Source organism: Bacillus sp. AC266, assembly GCF_979253805.1.
In genome coordinates this window covers 210,200-234,123 of sequence record NZ_CEEDEC010000005.1, presented here as the reverse complement: position 1 = coordinate 234,123, position 23,924 = coordinate 210,200, and the positions used below count along the sequence as shown (strand labels likewise).

General features: G+C 36.2%; 23 protein-coding genes and 3 pseudogenes. 16 read left to right on the top strand and 10 right to left on the bottom strand.

All coding sequences use genetic code 11. The features are described 5' to 3' along the window. Positions 1-138: 138 nt before the first annotated feature. Together blaIII and AC0IXC_RS21195 are read right to left on the bottom strand one after the other, a co-directional pair. The gene (blaIII, locus tag AC0IXC_RS21200; protein ID WP_471653245.1) at positions 139-1,086 is read right to left on the bottom strand and encodes a class A beta-lactamase BlaIII; all 948 of its coding nucleotides are present in this window, start codon (positions 1,084-1,086) and stop codon (positions 139-141) included. Between the two features lie 567 nt (positions 1,087-1,653). Continuing rightward, positions 1,654-2,976, bottom strand: coding sequence for an MFS transporter (locus AC0IXC_RS21195; RefSeq protein ID WP_471653244.1), 1,323 nt, complete (start codon positions 2,974-2,976; stop codon positions 1,654-1,656). A 224-nt stretch (positions 2,977-3,200) separates the two neighbouring features. Here AC0IXC_RS21195 and AC0IXC_RS21190 point away from each other — a divergent pair, with 224 nt between their 5' ends. From AC0IXC_RS21190 to AC0IXC_RS21150, 9 genes and pseudogenes are all read left to right on the top strand, one after another. Then, positions 3,201-4,790, top strand: coding sequence for an ATP-binding protein (locus AC0IXC_RS21190; protein WP_471653243.1), 1,590 nt, complete (start codon positions 3,201-3,203; stop codon positions 4,788-4,790). Between the two features lie 19 nt (positions 4,791-4,809). Further along, a complete protein-coding gene (locus AC0IXC_RS21185) occupies positions 4,810-5,487 on the top strand; it encodes a response regulator (protein ID WP_471653242.1) in 678 nt (225 codons plus the stop codon). Beyond that, positions 5,484-6,170 (top strand): annotated as a pseudogene (locus AC0IXC_RS21180) (tripartite tricarboxylate transporter substrate-binding protein); the annotation flags it as partial. The gene AC0IXC_RS21185 and the pseudogene AC0IXC_RS21180, both read left to right, overlap by 4 nt. A gap of 125 nt (positions 6,171-6,295) precedes the next feature. Beyond that, positions 6,296-10,513 carry a helicase HerA domain-containing protein gene (locus AC0IXC_RS21175; protein ID WP_471653241.1) on the top strand — a complete coding sequence of 1,406 codons (4,218 nt, stop codon included), beginning with the start codon at positions 6,296-6,298 and terminating at the stop codon, positions 10,511-10,513. A gap of 107 nt (positions 10,514-10,620) precedes the next feature. Next, positions 10,621-10,713, top strand: a pseudogene (locus AC0IXC_RS21170) (nucleoside triphosphate pyrophosphohydrolase); the annotation flags it as partial. Positions 10,714-10,910: 197 nt separating this feature from the next. After that, positions 10,911-11,777 carry a DnaD domain-containing protein gene (locus AC0IXC_RS21165; protein WP_471653240.1) on the top strand — a complete coding sequence of 289 codons (867 nt, stop codon included), beginning with the start codon at positions 10,911-10,913 and terminating at the stop codon, positions 11,775-11,777. Further along, positions 11,774-13,060 (top strand): replicative DNA helicase, encoded by a 1,287-nt coding sequence (gene dnaB, locus AC0IXC_RS21160; RefSeq protein ID WP_471653239.1) that lies wholly within the window; start codon positions 11,774-11,776, stop codon positions 13,058-13,060. Before AC0IXC_RS21165 ends, dnaB begins: the two co-directional genes overlap by 4 nt. Positions 13,061-13,104: 44 nt before the next feature. Then, complete coding sequence (locus tag AC0IXC_RS21155; RefSeq protein WP_471653290.1) at positions 13,105-13,359, top strand: hypothetical protein; 255 nt, start codon at positions 13,105-13,107, stop codon at positions 13,357-13,359. A 281-nt stretch (positions 13,360-13,640) separates the two neighbouring features. Beyond that, positions 13,641-13,985 carry a DUF4064 domain-containing protein gene (locus AC0IXC_RS21150; protein ID WP_088292405.1) on the top strand — a complete coding sequence of 115 codons (345 nt, stop codon included), beginning with the start codon at positions 13,641-13,643 and terminating at the stop codon, positions 13,983-13,985. Between the two features lie 134 nt (positions 13,986-14,119). Here AC0IXC_RS21150 and AC0IXC_RS21145 read toward each other — a convergent pair whose 3' ends face one another. After that, positions 14,120-15,007, bottom strand: coding sequence for an EamA family transporter (locus AC0IXC_RS21145; protein ID WP_107888124.1), 888 nt, complete (start codon positions 15,005-15,007; stop codon positions 14,120-14,122). A 169-nt stretch (positions 15,008-15,176) separates the two neighbouring features. On the opposite strand from AC0IXC_RS21145, the gene AC0IXC_RS21140 reads away from it, so the two are divergent. Beyond that, positions 15,177-15,521: a Rossmann-fold NAD(P)-binding domain-containing protein gene (locus tag AC0IXC_RS21140; RefSeq protein ID WP_471653238.1), complete on the top strand. Its 345-nt coding sequence runs from the start codon at positions 15,177-15,179 to the stop codon at positions 15,519-15,521. A 49-nt stretch (positions 15,522-15,570) separates the two neighbouring features. On the opposite strand, the gene AC0IXC_RS21135 is transcribed toward AC0IXC_RS21140, so the two are convergent. After that, positions 15,571-16,146: a TetR/AcrR family transcriptional regulator gene (locus AC0IXC_RS21135; RefSeq protein WP_471653237.1), complete on the bottom strand. Its 576-nt coding sequence runs from the start codon at positions 16,144-16,146 to the stop codon at positions 15,571-15,573. Positions 16,147-16,287: 141 nt separating this feature from the next. Here AC0IXC_RS21135 and AC0IXC_RS21130 point away from each other — a divergent pair, with 141 nt between their 5' ends. Continuing rightward, positions 16,288-17,763, top strand: a complete 1,476-nt coding sequence (locus AC0IXC_RS21130; protein WP_471653236.1) for an MDR family MFS transporter — start codon at positions 16,288-16,290, stop codon at positions 17,761-17,763. Positions 17,764-17,891: 128 nt separating this feature from the next. Here AC0IXC_RS21130 and AC0IXC_RS21125 read toward each other — a convergent pair whose 3' ends face one another. From AC0IXC_RS21125 to AC0IXC_RS21105, 5 genes and pseudogenes are all read right to left on the bottom strand, one after another. Next, positions 17,892-18,092 (bottom strand): hypothetical protein, encoded by a 201-nt coding sequence (locus AC0IXC_RS21125; protein WP_151304818.1) that lies wholly within the window; start codon positions 18,090-18,092, stop codon positions 17,892-17,894. A gap of 282 nt (positions 18,093-18,374) precedes the next feature. Continuing rightward, positions 18,375-18,902 carry a permease gene (locus AC0IXC_RS21120; RefSeq protein WP_471653235.1) on the bottom strand — a complete coding sequence of 176 codons (528 nt, stop codon included), beginning with the start codon at positions 18,900-18,902 and terminating at the stop codon, positions 18,375-18,377. Continuing rightward, on the bottom strand, positions 18,899-19,381 hold the full coding sequence (locus AC0IXC_RS21115) for a hypothetical protein (protein WP_002140612.1): 483 nt from the start codon (positions 19,379-19,381) through the stop codon (positions 18,899-18,901). The genes AC0IXC_RS21120 and AC0IXC_RS21115 overlap by 4 nt, the downstream gene beginning before the upstream one ends. After that, positions 19,374-19,715, bottom strand: a complete 342-nt coding sequence (locus AC0IXC_RS21110) for a PadR family transcriptional regulator (RefSeq protein ID WP_002087269.1) — start codon at positions 19,713-19,715, stop codon at positions 19,374-19,376. Before AC0IXC_RS21110 ends, AC0IXC_RS21115 begins: the two co-directional genes overlap by 8 nt. A 299-nt stretch (positions 19,716-20,014) precedes the next feature. Then, positions 20,015-20,113 (bottom strand): annotated as a pseudogene (locus AC0IXC_RS21105) (YjcZ family sporulation protein); the annotation flags it as partial. 260 nt (positions 20,114-20,373) lie between these two features. On the opposite strand from AC0IXC_RS21105, the gene AC0IXC_RS21100 reads away from it, so the two are divergent. Further along, positions 20,374-20,610 carry a hypothetical protein gene (locus tag AC0IXC_RS21100; protein ID WP_002140614.1) on the top strand — a complete coding sequence of 79 codons (237 nt, stop codon included), beginning with the start codon at positions 20,374-20,376 and terminating at the stop codon, positions 20,608-20,610. A gap of 127 nt (positions 20,611-20,737) precedes the next feature. Here the strand turns inward: AC0IXC_RS21100 and AC0IXC_RS21095 are convergent, their stop codons facing one another. Beyond that, positions 20,738-21,286, bottom strand: a complete 549-nt coding sequence (locus AC0IXC_RS21095) for a DUF4352 domain-containing protein (RefSeq protein ID WP_471653234.1) — start codon at positions 21,284-21,286, stop codon at positions 20,738-20,740. A gap of 519 nt (positions 21,287-21,805) precedes the next feature. On the opposite strand from AC0IXC_RS21095, the gene AC0IXC_RS21090 reads away from it, so the two are divergent. The 4 genes from AC0IXC_RS21090 to AC0IXC_RS21075 all read left to right on the top strand — a co-directional run bounded on the left by AC0IXC_RS21090 (position 21,806) and on the right by AC0IXC_RS21075 (position 23,840). Beyond that, a complete protein-coding gene (locus tag AC0IXC_RS21090; protein WP_107888114.1) occupies positions 21,806-22,264 on the top strand; it encodes a MarR family transcriptional regulator in 459 nt (152 codons plus the stop codon). Between the two features lie 45 nt (positions 22,265-22,309). Continuing rightward, entirely contained in the window at positions 22,310-22,843 is a 534-nt protein-coding gene (gene pssA / locus AC0IXC_RS21085) for a CDP-diacylglycerol--serine O-phosphatidyltransferase (RefSeq protein WP_044440278.1), read from the top strand. Between the two features lie 39 nt (positions 22,844-22,882). Next, complete coding sequence (locus AC0IXC_RS21080; protein ID WP_012260455.1) at positions 22,883-23,254, top strand: ATP synthase subunit I; 372 nt, start codon at positions 22,883-22,885, stop codon at positions 23,252-23,254. Positions 23,255-23,345: 91 nt separating this feature from the next. Further along, complete coding sequence (locus tag AC0IXC_RS21075) at positions 23,346-23,840, top strand: hypothetical protein (protein WP_234705716.1); 495 nt, start codon at positions 23,346-23,348, stop codon at positions 23,838-23,840. Positions 23,841-23,924 lie beyond the last annotated feature (84 nt).

The following is a 23,924-nucleotide window of genomic DNA, read 5'->3' as shown; positions in this document are numbered from 1 at the left end:
AAAGGACGATTTATCCCCAAACAATAAAAATGAGCTTTTTATTACAAGTTAGCACCAAATTTCGTTTTTGGGACACTATTAAATTTTTAGTTGATGAAAACACCCGCCTAAAATAGAAAACTTTTAACCTATTATCATTTATTCCGTAGCTTTTAAGGTGTTTAACACGACTTTGGTTGCGTCTGCAATAAGTTTATCATCGTATTTAGCATCTTCTTTATCATGATTAGAAAGTATAGCAAGAACAATCGGCTTTTTATTTGGTGGCCAAATAATTGAGATATCATTTCTTGTTCCGTAAGATCCCGCGCCTGTTTTATCAGCTACTTCCCATCCTTTTGGTACGCCCGCACGAATCAATTTATCTCCAGTTGTATTTCTCTTCATCCAATCTACTAATAGTTCACGTTTTTCTATTGGAAGTGCAGTTCCTAATGTAAATGATTGAAGTGTCTTAGCTATCGCTTCTGGTGTACTAGTATCATGTGTTTCTCCTGGATGCACTTCATTTAATTCAGGTTCAAATCGTTCTGAAGTAGTAACAGTATCTCCCATTTCTCTCAAGATTTTTTCAAATTCAGGGGGCCCCCCTAACTGTTTAAGAATCAAATTATGTGCTGTGCTGTCACTATATCGAACAGAAGCATCTGCAAGTTCTTTTAACGTCATTCCTGTATCAACATGCTTTTCAGTAATTGGATTATAATTAGAAAGATCTTCATGAGTATACGTAATCCTTTGATCAAGAGCTTCTAATGAGTTCTTGCGTAAAAGAGCGCCCACAGCTAATGATTTAGATGTAGATGCAAATGCAAAACGATCATCTGAATGATAAGCAACAGTTTGATTTGTACCTGTGTCCAGTGCATAAATACCAAGCTTAGCATCATATTCTTTTTCAAGTTTAGCGAAAGATTGATTACCTGTATTTTCTTGTTTAATTTGATTAGCTTGATTCGTTTGCTTAGGTGGTTCAGATTGAGTGTTACTATTGGAACAGCCTATAAGTGATACACATGAAAGTAATACTACAGGCACAATCTTTTTGTAATGTAAAATGTTAAAGAACTTGTTTAAAACGAACATAAATTTTCAACCTCTTTCAAGAATATATGGATTTTGTCTAGGTATTCTAAATACCAATGCAATTAAAGATGGCATAGGGTAACAATACTACTGCAACTAAAATTTCACAGGTTAAATAAAGGACATCCAAAACGTTTATATGATTGATAAATCACGGTTTGGGTTGTTTCTTTTTTGTTGCTACTTGTAATGGTTCACCTGTGAAAGTATTAAACTTGTAATACTTAACCGTAGTCTTACAATACATGTTTTTTACTTTTGGGAATAATAAGTCCTTTCTTTTTTTTGTAATACATAAAAATAGATGTCAAACGGGATATGTTGTATCCAATCTGGACAACTAATATTAGAAATACACTTATTAGACACTCTAAGTAATAAATTTGTTCCACTTTAAGATGAGGAAGAATTTGGGGTTTGTAAAATAACAATGGAACTACGTGTTTTTTCGTCATACAAAAACCTCTACATGTAAGTAGAGGTTTTTAAATTGTATATTAATGAATTATGCTTTTTTAGATAAAGCAAATCGAGTTCGGGTAAACGAAGAACATAGAATACGTAATTTTAACTAGATTTATTATTAGCTAGTTTATCTCCACCATTAAGCTCCGCCTCAATCTGCGAAGTCTTCGATGACTCATCCATACGCCAATACGTAATAAAGCTTATCGCGATACATCCAGCTACGTAGAAGTAAAATAGTGATTCCATTCCAATACTCTTTAGCCATAATGCGATGAACTCGGCTGTTCCGCCAAATATCGCAACGGTTAGTGCATATGGTAAACCTACGCCAAGTGCGCGAATTTCGGTTGGGAAGAGTTCGGCTTTTACAATTGCGTTAATGGAAGTGTAACCAGTAACGATAATGAGGCCGACCATCATGAGTAAGAATGCTACGATTGGTTCTGTCGTTTTTTCCATAAAGAAGAAGATCGGCGCTGTTAGTAAAGTTCCGAGAATACCGAAAGCCATTAATAGTGGGCGTCGTCCGATTTTATCGGATAATAGCCCAGCAATTGGTTGAAGTACTACGAAAATAAGAAGTGCGACAAAATTAATCCAGCTTACAATTTCTTTCGGAAGACCGACTGTGTTTACCATGAATTTTTGTAAATATGTTGTGTACGTATAGAATGCAACAGTGCCTCCTAGTGTTAGTCCGACTACTGTTAATACTGCTTTCGGGTGTTTCATAAGAGCGCGAACGGTTCCTGCGCTTTCGCGGTTTTTCGATTCCATATTTGAGAACTGCTCCGATTCATCCATTGTACGTCGAAGCCATAATACAGCTACTGCGCCCATCGCTCCAATAATGAATGGAATACGCCATCCCCAAGCTTTCATATCTGGTTCGCTTAGTAATTGCTGAAGAACAATTTGAACACCTAACGCAACCATCTGTCCAGCAACGAGCGTTACATATTGAAAACTTGAATAAAAACCCCGGCGACCACTGCTAGCCATTTCAGATAAATATGTTGCGGAAGTTCCGTACTCTCCGCCGAGTGATAATCCTTGAAGTAAACGAGCGAGAACTAAAATAATTGGCGCCATAATACCGATGCTTTCGTAACTAGGTGTACAGGCGATAATTAAAGAACCACCGGCCATAACTGTAATCGAAAGCGTTAATGCTGCTCGGCGTCCGTACCGATCTGCATAGCGTCCCATTAATAAACTTCCGATAGGGCGCATTAAAAATCCAACTGCGAAAATAGCCGCTGTGTTCAGTAACTGACTTGTTGGATCTCCTTTAGGAAAGAACTCTGCTGAGAAGTAAACAGCGAAAGCAGAGTAAACGTACCAGTCGTACCATTCAATTAAATTGCCGACGGAACCTTTGAAGATATTGCCAGCGACTCGGCTTGATTTTACTTGAGCCATAATAATTCCTCCTCTTGCTTATAAATAAAAGGTATATATGAAAGCGTGTTCAATGTAGTTGAATTGTACTGTTCTTTAATTAAAATCTCAATATTATGACAATTTTATTCTTTTTGTACTTTATGTACATGGTTATTTTTAATAGTTGATTCATTTTCAGTTTTGTCATAATAATAGAAAAAGGAGATTGATAGTTTTGAATATTTTATCAAAGGATATGGAGTATGAAAAAATCACGAAAAGTGTCGTTACAAACGAAAATATTAGGCTTAATTATTACATTAATTTTATTTGTCGTTCTCCTATTAGCGGGAATATTCGTTTACATTCAGTCTGTTGATACGAAACGTCAAGTGGAGCAATTAGCTCTGCAAACGGCGAAGTCACTTTCTTTTATGCCAGCTATCAAAGAGGCCTTTCAATATAACGAGCATAAAAGTACCATTCAATCCATTGCGGAACAAGTTCGTGAGCAAGCTGGTGCAGATTATGTAATTGTAGAAGATCGCTATGGGGTTATGTATTCACATTCTAATTCTGAGTTGATTGGAACAAAGAGTAACAATCCATATAACTATGAAGCACTCACTTTTGGTGGCTATTATACGCTCGAAGGAAAGGGAGTAAGTGATCCGGCTTTAATGGCGAAAGCACCCATTATTGTTCATAACGGAGACTACGATCAAGTTGTAGGCGTTGTGACAGTAGAGTTTTTAATAAAGGGTATTGAATCTAACATACTGAGCAGAACGAAAGAAATTATACTCTTTTCTTTAGCGGTGTTACTAGTTGGAATTGTTGGCGGCATTCTTTTAGCACGTAGCATTCGTAAAGATACACTCGGTTTAGAACCGAATGAAATTGCAGCGTTATACCGGGAACGAAGTGCGATACTACTATCCATAAAAGAAGGGATTATCGCTATTGATCAAAACGGTTTTATTACGATGATGAACACGTCGGCAGAAGAAATGTTGCATGTAAATGGTGATTATGTTCAGCAACACATTTCAAAAGTTTTACCGGAATTTAATATGGAAAGAGTGCTAGAAAACGATCAGGAAATCGCGTTTCAAGATAAAGTGTTTATTTTAAACATGACACCGATACTCGAAAATAACAGTACGGTAGGCGTTGTATGTAGTTTTAGAGATAAAACAGAACTGCAAGATCTAGTGAATACAATATCTGAAGTAAGAAAGTATTCAGAGGACTTACGCGCCCAAACACATGAATTTACAAATAAGCTTTTTGTCTTATCAGGATTACTTCAGTTAGGACATTACAAAGAAGCGATTGAATTTATCCAGCAAGAATCTAATGTTCATCAAAGCCAAAACCATATTTTATTTCATCAAATTCACGATGCGAAAGTACAAGCTATTTTATTAGGAAAAATCGGAACAGCATCTGAGAAGAAAATTGATTTTCATATTGAAGGAGATAGTGCGCTTCAACCGTTACCAGACCATATAAAAGTTTCGCACCTTATTACGATCCTTGGAAACATAATCGACAATGCGTTTGATGCGGTGAGTGAACAAGAGGAAAAGAATGTTTCCTTCTTTGTTACGGATATTGGACATGACATTGTATTTGAAGTGATAGATAGTGGAGCGGGAGTACCGACAGAAAAAATCGCAACTATTTTTCAAAAAGGATTTTCAACGAAAGGAAATGATCGTGGTTACGGGCTAGCAAACGTGAAAGAAATGGTAGATTTACTAGGAGGAACAATCGAAATTCAAAACGAGAAAAATGGGGGAGCTATTTTTACAATTTACCTTCCAAAAACATTGAGAGAAAGTACATGACAAACTGGGGGATGGGCATATGTTGAAGGTTGCAATTGCAGAAGATGATTTCCGCGTAGCGCAAATTCAAGAGGAGTTTTTATCAAAAATAAAGGACGTAAAAGTGATTGGAAAAGCATTGAACGCGAAAGAAACGATGGAGCTACTACAAAAGGAAGAAATCGATTTACTTCTATTAGATAACTATTTACCAGACGGAATCGGAACAGACTTATTGCCGAAAATTCATGCTGACTTTCCAAACGTTGACGTCATTATGGTTACGGCGGCAAATGAAAACCATATGCTAGAAAAAGCAATTCGAAACGGCGTAAGCAACTACCTTATAAAACCGATCACGTTAGAAAAATTCGTTCGTACAATTGAAGACTATAAAAGAAAGAAAAAACTATTACATAGTAACAATGAAGTAAATCAAGCACTCATCGATAACTTCTTCGGTACGTCGCAAACACAAGATATAAAAAACTTACCGACAGGCGTTGATCCGTTAACACTGCAAAAAGTGAAAGGGATTATAAAAGGATTCGAAGAGGGCATTACAATAGAAGAAATGGGCGAACAAATGGGGGCCTCCCGAACAACCGCAAGAAGATATTTAGAATACTTAGTAGCGACAAACGAATGCACAGTAGAGTACACATATGGCATTATCGGACGACCAGAACGAAAATATCGAATAGGACGAGGACTATGAAAAAGCGATTATTACTATGCATATGGATCATGACAGGAGTAATAGCTGGTTGTACCGTAGAAAAAACGCACAAGAATAAAGTGAACATAGAAGAAGTAGAGATTGTTGCGCCGAACGTTCAAGGAGCAGGGTGGGACTTAACAGCACGGGCGATGCAAAAAACGCTAACAGAAGAAAAAATCTTCACAAAACCAATCACAGTCACAAACAAAGTAGGTGGCAGCGGTGATGTCGGATGGAAATATACGAAACAAAAAGGCGGTCACGTACTGGCGATCAACTCAAGCTTACTCATAACGAACAACCTATTAGGTCACAGTAAACTAACATATAAAGACTTCACACCGCTCGCAACACTCGCGTCAGATTGGGAAGTCGTTGTCGTCTCAAAAGAATCAAACATAGAAAACGCAAACCAACTAATAGAACAACTAAAACAAGACAAGAAAAACTTCAAAATCGGCGTTGCCCCAGGCCTAGGAAACGACGATCACCTATCCTTCGTACAAGTAAGTAAAGCATTTGGCATAAACCCTGCCGAACTACAATTCTTCGTCTACGAAAACAAAGAAAAAATCATAAACGCCCTAACGAACAAACAAATAGGCGCCGCAACAATGACCCTATCCGAAGCCGAAAAACAATACAAAGCCGGCAAAATAAAAATACTAGCCGTATCCGCACGCATGATTTTGTTATTTTTATCCCAGAGGCGGGGGCTGGACAAAAACTTAAAGTTAAGTTGCCATTTACTGCAAATACAAAGCAAGAATATATAAAAGATAAATCTAAAAAGTTCACTAAGGAAATGGGACATTCACTTGAAGTATTACTTGAGCTGAAAGATGGTTCAACATTTGTAAAAGCGGACTATAAGCATGAGAATATGACAAAGGGTGATTATAGTTTTAGGTTCCTAGTACTACCAACTACTATGAGAAGTTTAATGGTACACGAAAATAGTTTTTCATTAAATACAAAGGGGCATCTTATACTAGAGCTGAAAAACGAATTTTTAGTATTTGGTGAAGAACCTGAAGTTGAATTTGAGTTGCAAAATAAAGACGAGATAGTCGAGATTCCTGAAGAAGGTTTTAAGCTACGATTTGCACCAGACATATTAGATATAGAAACATCTAAGTTAGCTTTTAAAGTCAGAATTGAGGCAGCAGAATTTATCGTTGAAATTGAAGATGAAGGTTTAAGTTCTTTTCCTGCGACTGCCTTCCAAATTTGGCAGCGAAAGATGTCAAAAAAAACAAATGTGGAATATACAACTTTCGATCAGCGAATTATGATTGGTGGTCAACCATTAGTAATAAAAAAAGAATTTCGCCATTTGTATGAAATAGAAGAGAAGTGGGTAAAGGAGGGGTTGCATACAATAGAGAAGAACTTATTAGGACTACATGCAAAAGAAATTGCAATGCCTGAACGTTTAGCAGCAAGTTACTATACGTTTTTAGAGTACTTTAAATTTAACAACACAATCCCGTCTTTCTCTTTTTATAATGAAGAACTTGTAGTACTAGCAAATGAGTATGTGGAAGCGTTCATAGAAGCAATCGATTCAATTCAAGAAGCTGAGAATATGTCCCAAGAAGTGCGTGACATTTTATATCTAGGCACGTTACAAGATTCTGATGTTTTATATATGACACCGTTTTCTCCGTTAAATGTAGTTTATCAATTAATGTTAGCTAATGAACTTGCAGGTAGTGAAGTGAATCGTCACATATTGTCAAAACTAAATGCAGCATATCTGATCCCTTATTTAATAAATGAATTAGACGAGGTTTATAAGCCAAGTAACAACGGTTTACAAGCAGAATGGCATGAATTTCGTCCGAAAACTCAAGTGTCCATTGGCGAGACAAATAAATATCTTGCACAAGTGGTAGAAGAAAAGCTGAAGCAGTTCTTCAAATATTATGACTATTTATTCTCTTTAACAAATGAGCCGGAAATTATAATTGATATTATTAATATAGAAAATGATGTTGAAATTTTACGAGGTATTATACAGTGGTTTAAGCATGAAATAAAGCGTCGAAAATCATTCCAGGGATTACCATGTATTAAGGTCGTTGGTTACTATGGTGATGAGAATAATTTAACAGCGTTTGAAGCATTTAATATTATGAATGATGCAGAAAAACTTAAAACAGAGTTTAATATTGATTGTAAAACGGCGAATTTTGATGGAGTTGATGTATTTCAAGTTATTCAAAGGAAATTAATTTTTATAAAAAAATTAGTTAGCGAGCCAATTGAATATAGTCATTTGAAATTTTATAAGATGTTGAGTAAAGAATCCATTTCAACACAAAATGTAAGGCAAGCTCCAAACTCACTGAATTTAGATGGGCTTTATGTTACGCCAACATCCAAGCGTACAGAACAGGGGGGGTATCGTAGTGGGTTTGGTATAGGTGGATCAAATGAGAAACGTTCACAACTTACTAGATTTGCTACAAAAGTTAATGAACTGAGTGCAAATCGTAGAAACAAAGGGGCAAATGCTTATCATAAAGATGAAATGCTTTGTCTTCATATTGACCGAGATGATGAGAATTTTTTGAGGAATCTATATGATCAATCGATTTGGCTCGTTTTTATTGATCCAGCGGTTGATTTAGAATATTTTCAAGAAACATCAGAAGACTTAGTGATTGTACATTATTCTGATCAATTATCTTCATCGAAGCATTATGATGCCATTACAGTGACAAATAAGTCAATACAATACTATAACGTAATAGAAGAATTTTTTATGAGACATGGAATCGCTTTCCCGAAAAAGAACGTAAATCAAGTTATAAAGGCATTTAACACATTCAATGGGGAATGGCTATTACGAGCGGTACAGGATGTAGGACATGATCAACGTGAAAAAATGAGTATTGTAGCAGCAATTAAGTTTATGATGATTGAATTAGATGAACAGCAAGAGATTATATGGGTCCCTATTTCAATGGAAGAAATTGTCCGAGTGGCTGGGAATATACGATTAAACAAAAAAGAAGGAATCTTTTCAAGCAAATTAATAGGTCAAAAAGGATCACTAAGTGATGATTTATTAATGATTGGTGTCAAGCGATATGAGGATCAGCGTTATATGTATTTTTATCCGATAGAAGTGAAAATTGGTAATAACTCAAATGAAATAATTAGGAAGGGAACACAACAAGTAACGAATTTAACGAAAATCTTAAGCCAAGAACTAATAATAGATACAGGATTTGAAGCGAAATTCCTACGTAATTTCTTTGCTAAATTATTCATTGTTAATGCACGTAAAATGGAAGTGAATGCATTTTGGCCAGAAAAGAGTTATAAGTTAGATGAAAAAACAATTGAACTATTACTAAATGATAAATTTGTTGTCACGGAAGATCACCAGACAACATTCAACATTGGAGCTGTTGTTTCGTTTAGGAAGGATGCGCACGTTAAATGTAAGGAAAAGTATAATGACGTAATGGTCTATGATATTCCAGAAAGAATTGCCTATAAAGCAATAGGGATGACGATTGAAGAGCTGAAAAGGGACGATTACAGTAATATAATCTTAATTGATCAAATTCAAGATGGAAAGAAACAAACTGTGGATTTACCAGAATATTTACCGACACCAGAGTTGCTAGTTGGAAATATGCCTAATTCAGAGGGGACAAATGAGCTAAAGAAAGATTTCATACATTCATCTAACGTGATTGGTGGTTGCTATGAAACTCAAAAAGAAAAAATAGCAATTGATTCTAGTGACGTAGCAAAAAATAATATTGGAATTGAAACGATTGGGGGGACTACTGCAACTGAAATTGCTGTCAGTATAGATGAAATAGAAGAAAAGGATGCAGTTAATAAAATAGAAATAAAAAATGAGAATGTAAATCACTCTGTTGTAATAAAAGATCAGGTTCAAGAGATTAGACCTTTATTTGGTTATCTGCAATCTACTGAAGACCCTATTTATTGGGAGTTTGGTCATCCACAATTAAATAATCGTCATTTGATCATTGGTGGGCGTTCAGGAGAAGGGAAGACGTATTTTATTCAATCTATGCTGCTTCAATTAGCTAAAGTTGGACAATCTTCGGTAATTATTGACTATTCAGCGAGCTATACCAAATCGAAGCTTGATGAGAAGTTTATTAAGGTTTTGGGTGATCGTATTCACGAAAGAATTGTGTATGATGACAAATTACCAATTAATCCGTTTCTACGACGTGAATTTTACACAAACCATGGTTTTCGTGTTGAAAAATCGTATGAGGTAGCGGGGCGAGTAGCTGCTATTTTTGAATCGGTATTTAACTTTGGTCCACAACAAGTGAATGCAATTTATACGGCTATCAAAGAAGGAATCGATAAATACGAAGAGGCTTTTACAATGAAGAAACTCATGTTGGAGTTAAAAGAAATAGAAGCCGTTTCTGGCTCAACGCTAGCTTCTATCGTAAACAAGCTCCAGCAATTTGTTGATATTGATCCATTCGACTATAATGAGCAATTTACATGGGATAATTATTATAAAAAAGCAGGACAAATCTCTATTATCCAGTTTGACGGATTCGATCAGGATAATATTAAAAAATTAATGACAGAGTTATTACTTTGGGAAATTTGGTATTACGCACAGCGTGGAAACGAAGAGCAACCAATGCCTGTGGTTCTAGATGAGGCACAAAATTTAAGTTTTAAATCAGGTTCACCTTCGGATAAAATCCTTCGTGAAGGACGCAAATTTGGTATTACAGCTTGGTTTGCAACACAATCATTTGTTAATTTCAAACCAACAGAAATGAGTGCTCTTGAAAACGCTACGACTTCGATTTATTTTCATCCAATTGATAGTGATCTTAAAGGTGTTTCGGAGAAGCTGTATTTAGAAAGGCGAGATCAAGTATTGCTCCACGGTTTAGGAAAAGGAGAATGCTTCGTTCGAGGGAAATTCTTATTACCAACAGGAGAATTATCAAAACAAACTATAAAGATGATTAAAGTACCGCCAATTCAATAAAAAATTAAGAAGACTAAGACATGAAGTCGTGATTTTGTCAAAGTCTTCTTTTTTATTTATGAGGTTTAAGTCTAAGGAAATCGAAAAGAGCTACTTGGCAGAGAGTGCTAGAAGAAATCAACAACATCCGAAAAAAGAAAGCAGAAGAACGAGGCGGCTTTTCAGATCGAGTCTTCCTAATCAAAGTAACCAACAACTAGCCCCTCCCATACCCCTTACAAGCCCCTACCAAGTAATAAATCACTAAGAAAAAACACAACAAAACAAAAACACCAACAAACACCGTAGTAGTAGTCAAAAAAATTTTTGAAATAACACGCCAAAAACCCACCCCTCCTTCCTATATATAGTACAAAGAAGAATTTTTTACTTTTGAATCGGGACAGGAGGAATTTGGATGGCGGTGTATCGTAATGTGCAGGTGAATTTTTGGCAGGATGATTTTGTTTTAGATTTGACGCCGGAGGAGCGGTATTTTTATGTGTATTTGTTAACTTGTTCGAAGACGACGCAGTGTGGGATTTTTCCTTTTCCGAAGCGGTTAGCTGAGATGGAGACGGGTTATAATCGGGAGACTGTTGATAAGCTTGTGCAGCGCTTTATTGATTATGGGAAGATTCTTTATGATGCGGAGACGCGGGAGTTATTTATTTTAAATTGGCTTCGTTATAATCCTGTGACGAATACGAATGTGGAGAAGTGTGTGCTTCGTGAGCTGAAGGGTGTGAAGAATAAGGAGTTTGTACATATGTTTCTTCAGAAGTGCGTAGAGGAGGAGCTGAATGTTCCGATGCTTTTAGCACATTTCGGTATGCCGAGTGATTTGGCTGTTGATGTGGATGTGGATCCAGATCCGGTTTGTGAAGAGGCGGAAGAAGAGGTTATAGAGGAAGAGACGGGAAGTCGCGTGTTTTCTTTTTATGAACAAAATTTCGGTAGTCTGTCTCCGTTTACGGTAGAGGAACTGAGTGCATGGATGGTTGATTTATCAGAGGAGCTTGTGCTGAAGGCTCTTCAAATTGCGTGTGAGAATAATAAGCGGACGGTTGCTTATGTGAAGGGGATTTTGAGGGGATGGCACGGGAAAGGATTTACGAAAGTGTCGGAGGTTGAGGCAGATACGGCTCAGTTTAGGAAGAAGGAGTCGTCTGTTAGTACTGGGGAGACGGAGGAGTTTTTGACGAGGTGCGAGGAGTGGGAGAAGAATGCGCTGTCAGAGGAAGAGTTGCAGCGCTTTTTAGCGGAGCGAGGGTGGCGTCCATGAGTATTCAAAATGTGGAGGCGGAAAAGACGGTGTTAGGTTCGCTTTTAATTGATGGAGAGCTTATTAAGGAGTGCCGTTTGACGGAGCATTATTTTTCTATGCCGGTGCATAAGTCTATATTTCGGTTAATGCGAAAAATTGAAGATGAAGGGCAACCAATTGATCTTGTGACGCTCGTTTCTCGGATGAATCCAAATTTTTTGGAGAATATCGGGGGAATGGAGTATTTTATAGCACTAATAGAGGGTGTGCCTACAACTGCCAACTTTTCTTATTATGAGGGGCTTGTTCGAGGTGCATGGAAAATGTATCAGGCTGGTGTTCTCGGGCGCAAGATGGGAGAGCGTCTTATTGCGGAGAAGAATGAGAAAATTATTGGTGAGACAATTACGGAACTTTGTGAGTTAGAGGAAAAGGACTGCGTATATGAGTTTGATTTGAAGGATGCGTTAGTTGGTTTGTATGAAGAGCTTCATCAAGATACGAAAGAGAATACTGGTATTGAGACTGGTTATATATCGTTAAATAAGATGACGTGCGGATTGCAGGAAGGGGATTTTGTCGTTCTTGGAGCGCGTCCTTCTATGGGGAAGACGGCGTTTGCATTAAATATCGCACTGCATGCGGCGAAGTCTGGGTCAGCAGTTGGGCTGTTTTCGTTAGAGATGAGTAGTAAGCAACTGTTAAAAAGGATGGCGTCTTGCGCGGGCGAAGTGTCAGGAGGTAGGCTGAAAAATCCGAAGCATCGTTTTACGATAGAAGACTGGGAAAAGGTGAGTAAGGCGTTCGCGGAGATTGGGGAATTGCCACTTGAGATTTATGATAAGGCCGGTGTTACAATGCAGGATATTTGGATGCAGACTCGTAAGTTAAAGAGGAAGCACGGGGATAAAAAGCTGTTAGTCATTGTAGATTATTTGCAGCTTATTACGGGCGATCCAAAGCATAAGGGCAATCGATTTCAAGAGATTAGTGAAATTTCACGTAAGCTTAAGTTGTTAGCGCGTGATTTAAATGTTTGTATAGTAGCATTGTCGCAATTGTCTCGTTCCGTAGAGTCACGTCAAGATAAGCGTCCGCTTTTATCAGATTTAAGAGAGACAGGGCAAATTGAGCAAGACGCGGATGTCATTATGCTTATGTATCGAGAGGATTATTACGATAAGGAAACGGTGCATAAGGAGATGACGGAGATCCATGTGGCGAAGCATCGGAATGGGCCTGTGGGTAGTTTTAAGCTGAGATTTTTGAAGGAGTTTGGGCGGTTTGTGGAGAGTGGATGATAAAATAGAAGAAGGCATATAAAAAGGTAAAGGAGTGGTTACGGTTGACAAAAGTAGGTCGTTTATATGAGCAAGAGAAGCAAGAAGAAATAGATAAAGCTCTTTCTGCAGCTGGAATGCTCTTTAAGGGAATTAGTATAGAAGAAGTAGCTAAGAAATTAGATGTAACAATTGAGAAGGTGAAAGAATGGGAGCAATGTTTAGTGTTGCTCCTTTTTTATTTCTTGTGTGACATAATGCGACAAAATTTGAGTCGTAACTTTGTTAAGATGTGCTTGGGAATCTTACTTTATATGTAATGGAAGGTATTTGAATATAAAAAAGTTAAGGACACTTGTTTGAGGGAGTGCTGTGGTATTCAGTTTAGTAGTCTGTCATAGTAAGACAGGTGATTCTGTAACAGGGAAAGGCGGGGATACATACGAGTATACGGTTGCGGCGTTTGGAGTATGAAACTGATTGTCGCTAGTTGGATAAAAATAGTAACGGAGACTTTGGAGCAAGTATATGGGATAATGTCGCCGGAAATTTGCTGTAGGTAAAACACAAATAGGAATGAAGTAAGGAGCGGGTATTGAAAATGAAACGTACAACAGAATTTGTATTAGGACTTATTGGTGGTATTTTCGGTATTTTATGCGCATTTATTGCGTTATTTATTGGTGGGCTTGGTTCTGCTTTAGATGCGGATGGAGCGAATACACTTATCGGTTTAGGATGGGGAAGTGTTCTTCTCTCTATATTAGGAATTTGTGGATCTGTTGTAGTGAAGAATAGAGCCAAGCTTGGCGGTGCGATGATGACAATCGCTGCAGTTGGTGGATTAATTTGTATTTCTTTCTTTTATATTTTACCGGCTATTCTCCTACTTATTGGTGGGCTAATGGGGATTTTGCGTAAAGAGAAAGTGCTAGTTTCTGCATAATAACGTGGAACTGTTACATGCCATTCATCTAGTCTATGTAAAATAATAGGTTGAAAATCTAAATACCCGACTATTATATGAAATAATAGTCGGGTATTTGTTTTTTCTAATGAACCGCAGATGTGTGTAGTTACCTATTCTATATTCTTCTTATAATTAGGCCTCAACAAACTCTTAAAATCCACCTCAGCAATTAACACACTTACTAATATAAGTGTTGCCCCTAAGTACCCTTTTCCTGTGAGCGTTTCACCTGTGAAAACAAAGGCAAATCCTGCTGAAAAGACAGGTTCTAATGAAAAGATAAGTCCCGTATGTGTTGGCGTCGTGTATTGCTGGGCGATAACTTGCACAATGAACGCGACTGCGGTGCAAAATATGCTTAAGGCTAAGATGATTAGCCATGAGTTGATCGTGCTAGGAAGTTTTGGGGTTTCCATCACTAATGAAAAAATAAGACTAAATAGGCCGACGAAACCGAGTTGTATGACCCCGAGCGCAATCGAGTTCACATGTTTTGTTACGTTTCCAGTAATGATGACATGAATGGCATAAAATAAGGCAGATAGTATGCAAAATATATCGCCGTTACCGATTTTGAATTCACTAGTTAATGTTAATAAGCCAATTCCTATTATCGTTAACACAATTCCTAATATAACTTTCTTTTCAGGAATGTGTTTTAAAAATATAGCTGATAATATCGGAATGAAAATGACTGTTAGACATAGTAAGAAACCAGCATTAGACACACTTGTATACTTTGTACCGAATGTCGCGAAAATGTAAACGATAAATAAAACGGAAGCTAGTATAAAAGCATATTTTACAGTTTTAAAATCGACTTTGAATAAATGTTTGTAAAATATTAAACCTGATAAAAGAAAGGCAATAATAAATCGTAATGCGATTAAATTATATTCTTCTATGCCATCAAGTCCAAGCTTTGTAAGTAGGATGGATGCACCCCAAAAAAATGTAACTAGTAGTAGCATTAAATCAGCTTTTAATTGAATTTTCATTTCTATTCCCTCGTTATGTATAATTTATGATTCCATACCCCTATCCCCATTGTTTATTTTAATATTAATTCTGAATATTTGGAACAAAAATTTATCGACGTTTTTTTCTATAGTTACGTACGACTTAACGTTATCTACCGCAAAAACATTAGCGAAGTTAAATCCAAACATGACGTTCATTTACGTATCCGGTAGCGGAACAGATAGTACAGAATCAGGACGTACGATATGGGCGAGAGTGAAGGGAAGAACGGAAAATGAAGTGTTGCGTTTACCTTTTAAAGCTGCGTATATGTTTAGATCAGGATTGATCATTCCGGCAAATAGTGTGAAATCAAAAACGAAATCATATCAATTGATGTATGATGTGATGAAGCCGTTGAACTCTCTTTTGAAGAGATTCGGCAGTGTGATAACTTCTGAGCAGTTGGGAAGAGCTATGGTGCGAGTTGGGAAAGATGGATATTCTCGTTCAATTATAGAAAGTTCGGATTTGAAGAAAATCGGTAAGTAATAGTATGTAAAAAACGCCTATTTCATATAGGCGTTTTTTTGATGGGGAATTATTTCTTTTCAAACTGAAAAATATCCCGGTTAATAAGTTGATGGAGATACCTATCCATTTCAGCAGCAGAAACGCTTCTTTCATTTTTAAACCACCATGTGCTTAATGAGGTGATTGCCCCTGAATAAAATTCAATGATTAAATCATTGGACATCGTATGATTTTTACACAGTTGATTTAACGCTTCTATTTCTTGTTTTCTCGTTTCATGACTTAAATACTGTGTCCGGCTAATAAATTGTTCATCAGACATTTGCGTTTCTAATATTTTACCGATTTCTTCATGATGCAGAAATTGTTCCATTACTTGAAATGGTTTACTTAATCGATCTGAAACCGGTATTCCCGCAATCATCTTGCTGTATCGTTTAAATCCAAATGCTAATAAAGCATCTTTATCTTCGAAGTGTTTATAAAAGGTTGTTCGGTGTACCATCGCGCGATCGCAAATTTGGTTAATCGTGATAGTACTATATTTCTGTTTTGATTGCGTCATTAATTCAAATAAGGAATCCCATAGTAATTTATGTGTACGTCTAATACGTAAATCAAGTTGTTTTTCATTATCATTCATCTACAATTCTCCTTTTTTGTAGATTAAATATACAATGGCTGAAAATTGATTCTCCCTTTTTAATCTACATATGTATATTATATTACATGTGTTCCGGTGTATTTAAATTTTTTTAGTAAGAAACAGGAGGAGAATCTGTAAATGAATATGACAACAAAGAGCCCTACAAGTGGCAAAGTTGATACTTCTAATATGAAACATACCCCGATTTTAATCGCATTACTTTTAGGGACAATGGTTGCATTATTAAACGAAACATTACTTGGTAATGCGTTAACTGTATTAATGAAAGAATTTGACGTAACAGCTTCAACGATTCAATGGCTTTCTACAGCTTACATGTTGGTGGTTGGGGTTTTAGTCCCGATTACAGCGTTACTTCAGCAATGGCTCACAACGAGACAAATGTTTTTGATCGCTATGGTAACGTTTTTAGTCGGTACATTAATTGCGGGATTTGCACCGACATTTTCCATTTTATTAATCGGCCGTATCGTCCAAGCTGTAGCGACGGGGTTAATTTCACCGTTATTAATGAATACGATTTTACTTATTTGTCCACCTGAAAAGCGCGGTGCCACGATGGGATTAATCGCACTTGTGATGATGGCAGCTCCAGCAATTGGTCCTACATTATCTGGAGTAATTGTGGATTCATTAAATTGGCGCTGGTTATTCTATATTGTTATTCCTATCGTGATCATTTCAATTATGATTGGGATGAAATACATTCAAAATGTTTCAGAGTTAACAAGGCCAAAAGTAGATTATCCATCTATCCTTTTATCGACATTAGGATTTGGCGGGTTTGTGTATAGCTTTAGTGCATCAGGTGATTTAGGGTGGTCCGATGCGAAAGTGTATGGCACTTTAATTGTTGGGCTTATCTCATTATGTATTTTTGTCGTTCGACAATTAAAAATTGAGAATCCAATTTTAGAATTACGAGCATTTAAAGTGCCGATGTTTACAATATCAGTTGGATTAATCGTCATTGTGATGATGTCGTTATTTTCAACGATGACTTTATTGCCGATGTTCCTACAAACAGTTTTACTCGTTACAGCATTTAAATCAGGACTAATAATGCTTCCAGGAAGTATTATTAGCGCCATAATGGGACCAATCGCAGGTAAACTATTTGATAAATTTAGTCCGAAAGTTGTTATCGTTCCCGGTATTGTGTTAGTAGGTATTGCAATGTTCTTATTTAAAGGCATTACTCCTGATACATCAATGGTACAAATTATTGTCATGCATAGCGTATTAATGGTCGGGCTCATGTTTGTAATGACAGCACAAACATATGGATTAAATCAATTAACACCAGATTTATATCCGCACGGAACAGCACTGTTTAATACGTTACAGCAAGTAGCTGGCGCAATTGGTACAGCTATCTTTATTTCGAAAATGTCTTCAGGAACAACTAAGTATATGGAAAGCTCAGCAAATCCAATGGATCCAGTAGAGAAGTTAAATGGTTTAACATCTGGATTCCAAGGTGCATTTACACTAGGGTTAATCTTTATCGTTATTGCTTTTATCGTATCGTTGTTCTTAAAAGAAGAGAAAAAGGGAGTAAAGACAGCGAGGGTTTTACAGAACGGGAATTAAGCTTCAAATAAAAAAGACATCTTTTCTAGGAAAGGTGTCTTTTTATATTTCTTTCGTAACACTTGTTTTGGATATCTTAATACTGAAGAATGGTATGTGCAATGTCTTTCCTTTTTGAGTATGAATAACTATTGAGAATAACGATGTAAAGCTTTACTAATGACTAAAAGGCCGATAATAAGCGATAGTATTCTCATTATAAACTCTGCAACTAATAAGTTACCCATTGCTGTCGATCCATCATACATCAACCCTGTGATGATAATGGGCGTGATCATGATTATAATTCCAATTCCTATTTGAAGAAGTAGATTCATGTTTTTACTCAAGATAATCCCCTCCAAAAAATATTAAAAAGTAAATACATGGAATTTTCTGTGTTATACAGTTAGTATACTGTATCGAGTTTAGGTTGTGGTAATGTTTCTAAAATAAAAAGGAGTTGTCATATAGTCAAAAGATGACTCGTGGGACAGCTCCTTTTAAGTAGTAGTAATATCGATCTGGGGGCACCAATGTAGTTAAAAGGGTAACAGGTTGTTAATGTTGGTTCATCTTTTTCCACAATAAAAGTTCGATCTTCTGCGTCTGTTATCCAATGTTTGTTAATCTTACATTTCTTCCGTAACATCATACCTTAGCAACTGTCCTTGATCATAAAACCTCTCAAAAATAAGCCCCATTACATAAAAGAATACTAGCCCGAAACCAATATGAATGAGCGTAAAGGTAGCTCCAAATGAAGAAAATTCATACACCATAATCGGTAATTTCGCAGTTGTCCAAACACCTAAGAAAAATACGATGTACCTAATGCTGGCGCCTTTTTTTAATAGTAGTGCTGCAATCGGAAAGGCAACATAGAGGGGACCAGCTGCAATGCCACCTAATAATAGAGAGAATAATATTCCATATATGCCGGACTTTTCTCCCATGTATTTCATTAGCGTTTCTTTCTTCACCCACTGATCAAGTAACCCTACAAATATTAGGACAGGGGGGAGTAGAAACAACATATCTAAAATGCTATTCCCCGTTAATTGTAATGCGCTCCATCCTAAAGATGGGTTTATAAAAGTTAGTATGATAAGTCCAATCAGCAAAATGAAAAAGAAGCGATATCTTTTTAGTTCATTCATACCATCACCACCCAAATGATATATGAGAATAGGAGTGACATGAGTAATGCAGATGCATTACGAGCGTAAGCAAAGCTTCGTCCGAATATCTTTTGTTCCATCGGCAAGGTTGTAATTCCTACTGACATTAGTGTAGACATGAGAGCTGCAACTTGAGGAAGACCTGCGCCGTGCTGTACTAACGTATTACCAAGTGGGAACACGATAAAGCTTGGGATAAGTGCCACAGATCCGAGTAGTGCTGAATAAATAATACCTAAAAATCCAGACTGTTCTCCAATGATGGAAGAGATGAAGGACGGCGTTAAGATAGAAAGTGATAGTCCAACGAAAAGCATAATGGAGAGCATGGCAGGGAGAAGGTTTTGAAATATTTTCCATGATTTTAATAGGGCAGCTTTCGTTTTATTCCGATCCTTCATAAAAGAAATCCCCGTAAGAATAATGGCCAAAGTGTAAAGGATAGCGCCATTAATCATGATTAGATTCCTTTAAGTCTTTATATTTGTCTAAGAAAAATGATAAATTTTTCATTTTTTCCTCAATATCCATTTGAAAATCCGCTAATTGTTCTTTTCCGGCTATAGTAATTTTGTACATCTTTCTCGGCTTATCTGGAACGGATGTACTTACATAAGATTCAATAGCGCCTTCGTTTTCTAATTTCTTCAGCGTGCGGTAAAGGATGGCACTATCGATTGGATTGACCGGAAGTTCTTCTTCACATTTCTGAAGTAGTTGCCCGCCATAGTTATCACCTTCTGCTAAAAATAACAAAAGAAATGCACCTGTATGTCTTCCTGTATGTTTCATGAATATACCTCCTAGAATGAATTAAAATATATACTGTTAATGACAGTATACTGTTGTTAACAGTATATGGTGCATGAAGTGCTATGTCAATTTAAAAATGTTACTGAGGGGAAATGGCAATTCATGTTTTAATCTTGTTAAATAACAAAATAAAAGCCTACTGTTTTCTTGTGACAGTGGCTTTCATAGTTGGTAAACTACTATATTACGCTTAGGGAATCTCGCCTTTTGATAGTAACATATATATGTTAGCCCTATATTGAGAAATAAAAAAAAGACACTCTCAAGAGTGCCTCTTATTAGCAGCCGAATCCGCCGCCCCAACAGCTAGCTCCAACGATGATTAATAAGATAAAGAGCACAACAAGTAAGGCGAATCCACCGCCAAAACCACCGCCAAAACCACAGCCTCCACCACAACTACCACCATAGCCTCCACAACTACCACCATAGCCCATATTAACTCCTCCTTCCATAAAGTCCATATATTAATGGATTTATATCACTTTATGTTTTTACGGATAAACTTGAGCAGGTCCTTTTGAAAAAATAAAAGTACTCGGTATTTTAAAAGAGTTGACGAGCGTATTTTTGTCACGAGTATTCCGCTTATTACATATGGTATTTTATTCTGTGCATTGGGGGAAAGGAGATCGTTATGGCTAATTCTGAGATGATATTACGTTTACTTACGGATTTAAAGATTGAGCAGCAAGCTTTAAAAGAACAGCTGGAGAAAATGCAAACAGCTTTGAGTATTCTTGAAGAAAAACCAACTATTCCTGAAGAGAAATCAACTACTCTTCAAGAGAAACCAGTTGTTACAAAGCAACGTGGACATTCTGGGTTTCCAACATCTTTTCGTGATTGGAGAGCATCTTCTCAAAAGAACTAAGGAATCCTGTTATAGTGAGTTATACAAAATCACAAATGAAAAAGTACAGTCTACTGTAGTTAATACAGAGGCTGTACTTTTTGTTATGTTAGTATAAGTTGTGATAGGTGGTTTGTATTTTCTTTGACTATTCCACCTTTAACTCGATCCCTTCACCCAGCATATCTCCATTAATTTTCAAAGTTAATCCTTGCGTATTTTTCGGAACATCGAATACAATGTTCCCTTCCGAATTTTCATTAGGATTAAGAACACCAAATTTAAATGTAGCAGTATTTGCAGCTTTAAGTACTAATTGAGATTCATTAGAAATGTGATATTCTCTTCCGGTTCCGTCAATTAATTTAAAGTTATTGATATTTAGTGTAATGGGTTCCTCTTGACGATTATAAACTGCGACGTCTAATACTTTAAATACACCTTGTGCTTTAACTTCTCCATTACCTATAACTTCTAATGAATCGGCAGAGCGTATTGATATGTATACATCAGAAGAATCTCCATGGGTGGGAAGTTCCTTTTGAGAATCCTTGTTGCTAAGTTCATCATTTTTTGTTTCTTTAGAAGTCTCCTGTTCGTTTTTCGTGTTACTGCTAGATGTATCATGTGAACTGCAAGCTGATAATCCAAATAAGAATGTGCTACATAATAATGATGTTACTAACTTTTTGTTCATAGTTTGTTCCTCCGAAATAAAAGTACTTTCATGGGTGCCATAATGATTTAATAAATCTGTATTTTTCTTTATATGTATTAAATGTTGCATTTTATTATATTGGTTTTGGGATAAAAAGGAAACTTGATGCAAATAAACAAGACACTTTGCAGTGTCTTGTTTATTTAAGTTATGCGCATTACTTAATAAGACGTTAGTTACTCATCCTGAACATGAGTAACTATGTAAGATGGTTTAATTATAACATTTTAACCAGTAATGGGTCTATATGGAATTTAAATAATGGGTACGTTTTGTTATTTGGAATGCGAGATGTTGTATATTATGTTGGGATTTGATCCATTAAAAGCAGTAGACAAGGTAAATGAGCATACCTTATTTCATAATTTACACAAATTGTGTAGAAAAGTATGGAGCTATATTTCCCTTTACACGAACATAAAGGTATAATATAGTTTAGTTAAGTTAACTAAACTATATTACGAAACGAAATAACAGCATGACTGGAGGAAGAATGCTATGACTAGATCGTATAAAGAAGTAATTAATGAAATGAATCGAGCCTACAATGACTTCTACATTTTACTATTTCAGGAGTTAAAGGATGAGTTCGGTCTTACAGGGCAGCAAGAGAGCATGCTATTTTATATCAATTTAAATGAAAACACGACAGCAAATAACATTGCGAGTACTTTTAATATATCGAAAAGTGCTGTGAGCCAAGTTTTATCGAAATTGGAAAAACAGAAGATGATTTCGAAACAAATAAACCCTAATAATAAACGGGAGTATTTCCTTACACTTGGTCCAAATGGTAGTAAGTATATAGATCGGTTATCTGAATTAGATGATGTACTAATTGAGAAATATTTTTCTAAAATTGATATCGAAGCCTTAGAGCAAATGACTGAGACGTTAACGAAAATAAATAAAGTTATATTGGAAGAAAAACAGAAGGACATTAATCCGAATGAGTAAGAAAATCTATATGAAGTGGATGGGTGAGAGGAGGAGAAGCGTGTTATGAGTTACATACCAAATATGATTACGATAGCAAATTTTGTATGTGGGCTTTTGGCCATTTTCGCTATCCTCGTTCACGATATGTATTTGGGAGCAGTTTTTATTATTACAGGAATGCTATTTGATTTTTTTGATGGCATGGTCGCTCGGAAACTTGATTCTGTTTCGGAAATAGGTGGAGAGTTAGACTCATTTGCGGATTTAGTTACCTTTGGTGTGGCACCGTCTATTCTTGCATATAGTGTCTCTTTAAAAGATTTACAGTTTATCGGGATGTTATGTGCGCTTGCTTACAGTATTTGCGGAATGCTGCGGCTTGCTAGATTTAACACACAACAAAGCAAACTCCCAACGTTTATCGGAATGCCCATTCCATTTGCGGCAATGTGTCTCCTTATTTTATGCTTTTTGAATAATCCAGTTTCTGTGGCGTTTGGCACATGTATACTCGCTTATTTAATGGTGAGTAAAATGAAATTTCCTCATTTTAAAAAAGATATATCGGAAAGCTTGAAGTCTGAAAGATGGAATTGATGATACGTAAGTACAATGAGAAAGATAAAGGGGTACAGCATGATTCGTATGGCACTAAGATCATTTAACATACAAATGTATTGTTTACTAGGTGTGATGTTATTGGGATGGTATATAACACCTTTCTCAACCCATTTTGTAGGGATAAGCATTGGCCTTTTGGTGAGCATGTACTGTACTTGGATTTTAGGAAGGCGTATTGAAAAGTTCGGAGATAGCATTGTAAAAAAAGAAAAAGCACCGATGCTTGGAATGATGAATCGATTTGCAGCCGCGATACTAGGTGCGATTATTATGTATGAAATTGAACACCATGATTTCATGTGGACATTTGCTGCTGGAATTATGGGTGGGTATTTCTTGATTATTATCAATTTAGGATATTACAGCATGAGAGATGCGAAGAAATAAAGTGAAACTTTAATCAACACACACTAATCGGCCTTTTAAAAATATGGTTACCTATGGAATGATACTAATCTGTTTAAAGAAGATTTGCCGGATGTATCACCTGCTGAAAATAATGAGTGAAATTAAGGGATTGTTTCAAAAGATGCTTGACGAGTATTATTTTAAAGAAGAAGGCGATTTTTATGTCGTTGATACTTTTCCAGCGGTAGTAAAGAGTGAGAAGTATTTTGATTTCGAAGATAATGTATTGATACCCAATAAATATAATATTTTGAACAAAAGTGTGTTAGCTTTAAGCAAGTTATATTTATATGATGAGAATATATATGTTTTAGATGATGTAGAATCTTTAACATATAGCAAGTACACCAAAAACATAATTGAATTTAATGATGATGTGTTAAAGTTTTTACCAAGTAGAGAAGTTGATAAACTTATATTAATATTTTCTGATTTAAGAATAGGTGTATTAATTGGTGATGGGTGTTTTAATTATATAAGTTTTGAATCTAAGGAATTAAAGTTAGTTGAGCAACTTTGTGTAGCGGAAGGCTTATTTGTATTTCACACTAAAGACCGAAAGTGATGAAGTGTTGCGTAAATAACTAATTTGGATGACTTGAATGTATAAACCTAAAAACTTTCCTTTATGAAGAGCTTTTTATTACAA

Coding starts and splice junctions, on each gene's coding strand:
- AC0IXC_RS21095 (WP_471653234.1), bottom strand. CDS start 21,286: ATGAACAAAAAGTTAGTAACATCATTATTATGTAGCACATTCTTATTT.
- AC0IXC_RS21130 (WP_471653236.1), top strand. CDS start 16,288: ATGAATATGACAACAAAGAGCCCTACAAGTGGCAAAGTTGATACTTCT.
- AC0IXC_RS21190 (WP_471653243.1), top strand. CDS start 3,201: ATGAAAAAATCACGAAAAGTGTCGTTACAAACGAAAATATTAGGCTTA.
- AC0IXC_RS21145 (WP_107888124.1), bottom strand. CDS start 15,007: ATGAAAATTCAATTAAAAGCTGATTTAATGCTACTACTAGTTACATTT.
- AC0IXC_RS21150 (WP_088292405.1), top strand. CDS start 13,641: ATGAAACGTACAACAGAATTTGTATTAGGACTTATTGGTGGTATTTTC.
- AC0IXC_RS21090 (WP_107888114.1), top strand. CDS start 21,806: ATGACTAGATCGTATAAAGAAGTAATTAATGAAATGAATCGAGCCTAC.
- AC0IXC_RS21100 (WP_002140614.1), top strand. CDS start 20,374: ATGGCTAATTCTGAGATGATATTACGTTTACTTACGGATTTAAAGATT.
- AC0IXC_RS21080 (WP_012260455.1), top strand. CDS start 22,883: ATGATTCGTATGGCACTAAGATCATTTAACATACAAATGTATTGTTTA.
- AC0IXC_RS21165 (WP_471653240.1), top strand. CDS start 10,911: ATGGCGGTGTATCGTAATGTGCAGGTGAATTTTTGGCAGGATGATTTT.
- AC0IXC_RS21135 (WP_471653237.1), bottom strand. CDS start 16,146: ATGAATGATAATGAAAAACAACTTGATTTACGTATTAGACGTACACAT.
- AC0IXC_RS21120 (WP_471653235.1), bottom strand. CDS start 18,902: ATGAATGAACTAAAAAGATATCGCTTCTTTTTCATTTTGCTGATTGGA.
- AC0IXC_RS21195 (WP_471653244.1), bottom strand. CDS start 2,976: ATGGCTCAAGTAAAATCAAGCCGAGTCGCTGGCAATATCTTCAAAGGT.
- blaIII (WP_471653245.1), bottom strand. CDS start 1,086: ATGTTCGTTTTAAACAAGTTCTTTAACATTTTACATTACAAAAAGATT.
- AC0IXC_RS21185 (WP_471653242.1), top strand. CDS start 4,810: ATGTTGAAGGTTGCAATTGCAGAAGATGATTTCCGCGTAGCGCAAATT.
- AC0IXC_RS21140 (WP_471653238.1), top strand. CDS start 15,177: ATGACGTTCATTTACGTATCCGGTAGCGGAACAGATAGTACAGAATCA.
- AC0IXC_RS21115 (WP_002140612.1), bottom strand. CDS start 19,381: ATGATTAATGGCGCTATCCTTTACACTTTGGCCATTATTCTTACGGGG.
- pssA (WP_044440278.1), top strand. CDS start 22,310: ATGAGTTACATACCAAATATGATTACGATAGCAAATTTTGTATGTGGG.
- AC0IXC_RS21175 (WP_471653241.1), top strand. CDS start 6,296: ATGGGACATTCACTTGAAGTATTACTTGAGCTGAAAGATGGTTCAACA.
- AC0IXC_RS21110 (WP_002087269.1), bottom strand. CDS start 19,715: ATGAAACATACAGGAAGACATACAGGTGCATTTCTTTTGTTATTTTTA.
- dnaB (WP_471653239.1), top strand. CDS start 11,774: ATGAGTATTCAAAATGTGGAGGCGGAAAAGACGGTGTTAGGTTCGCTT.
- AC0IXC_RS21075 (WP_234705716.1), top strand. CDS start 23,346: ATGTATCACCTGCTGAAAATAATGAGTGAAATTAAGGGATTGTTTCAA.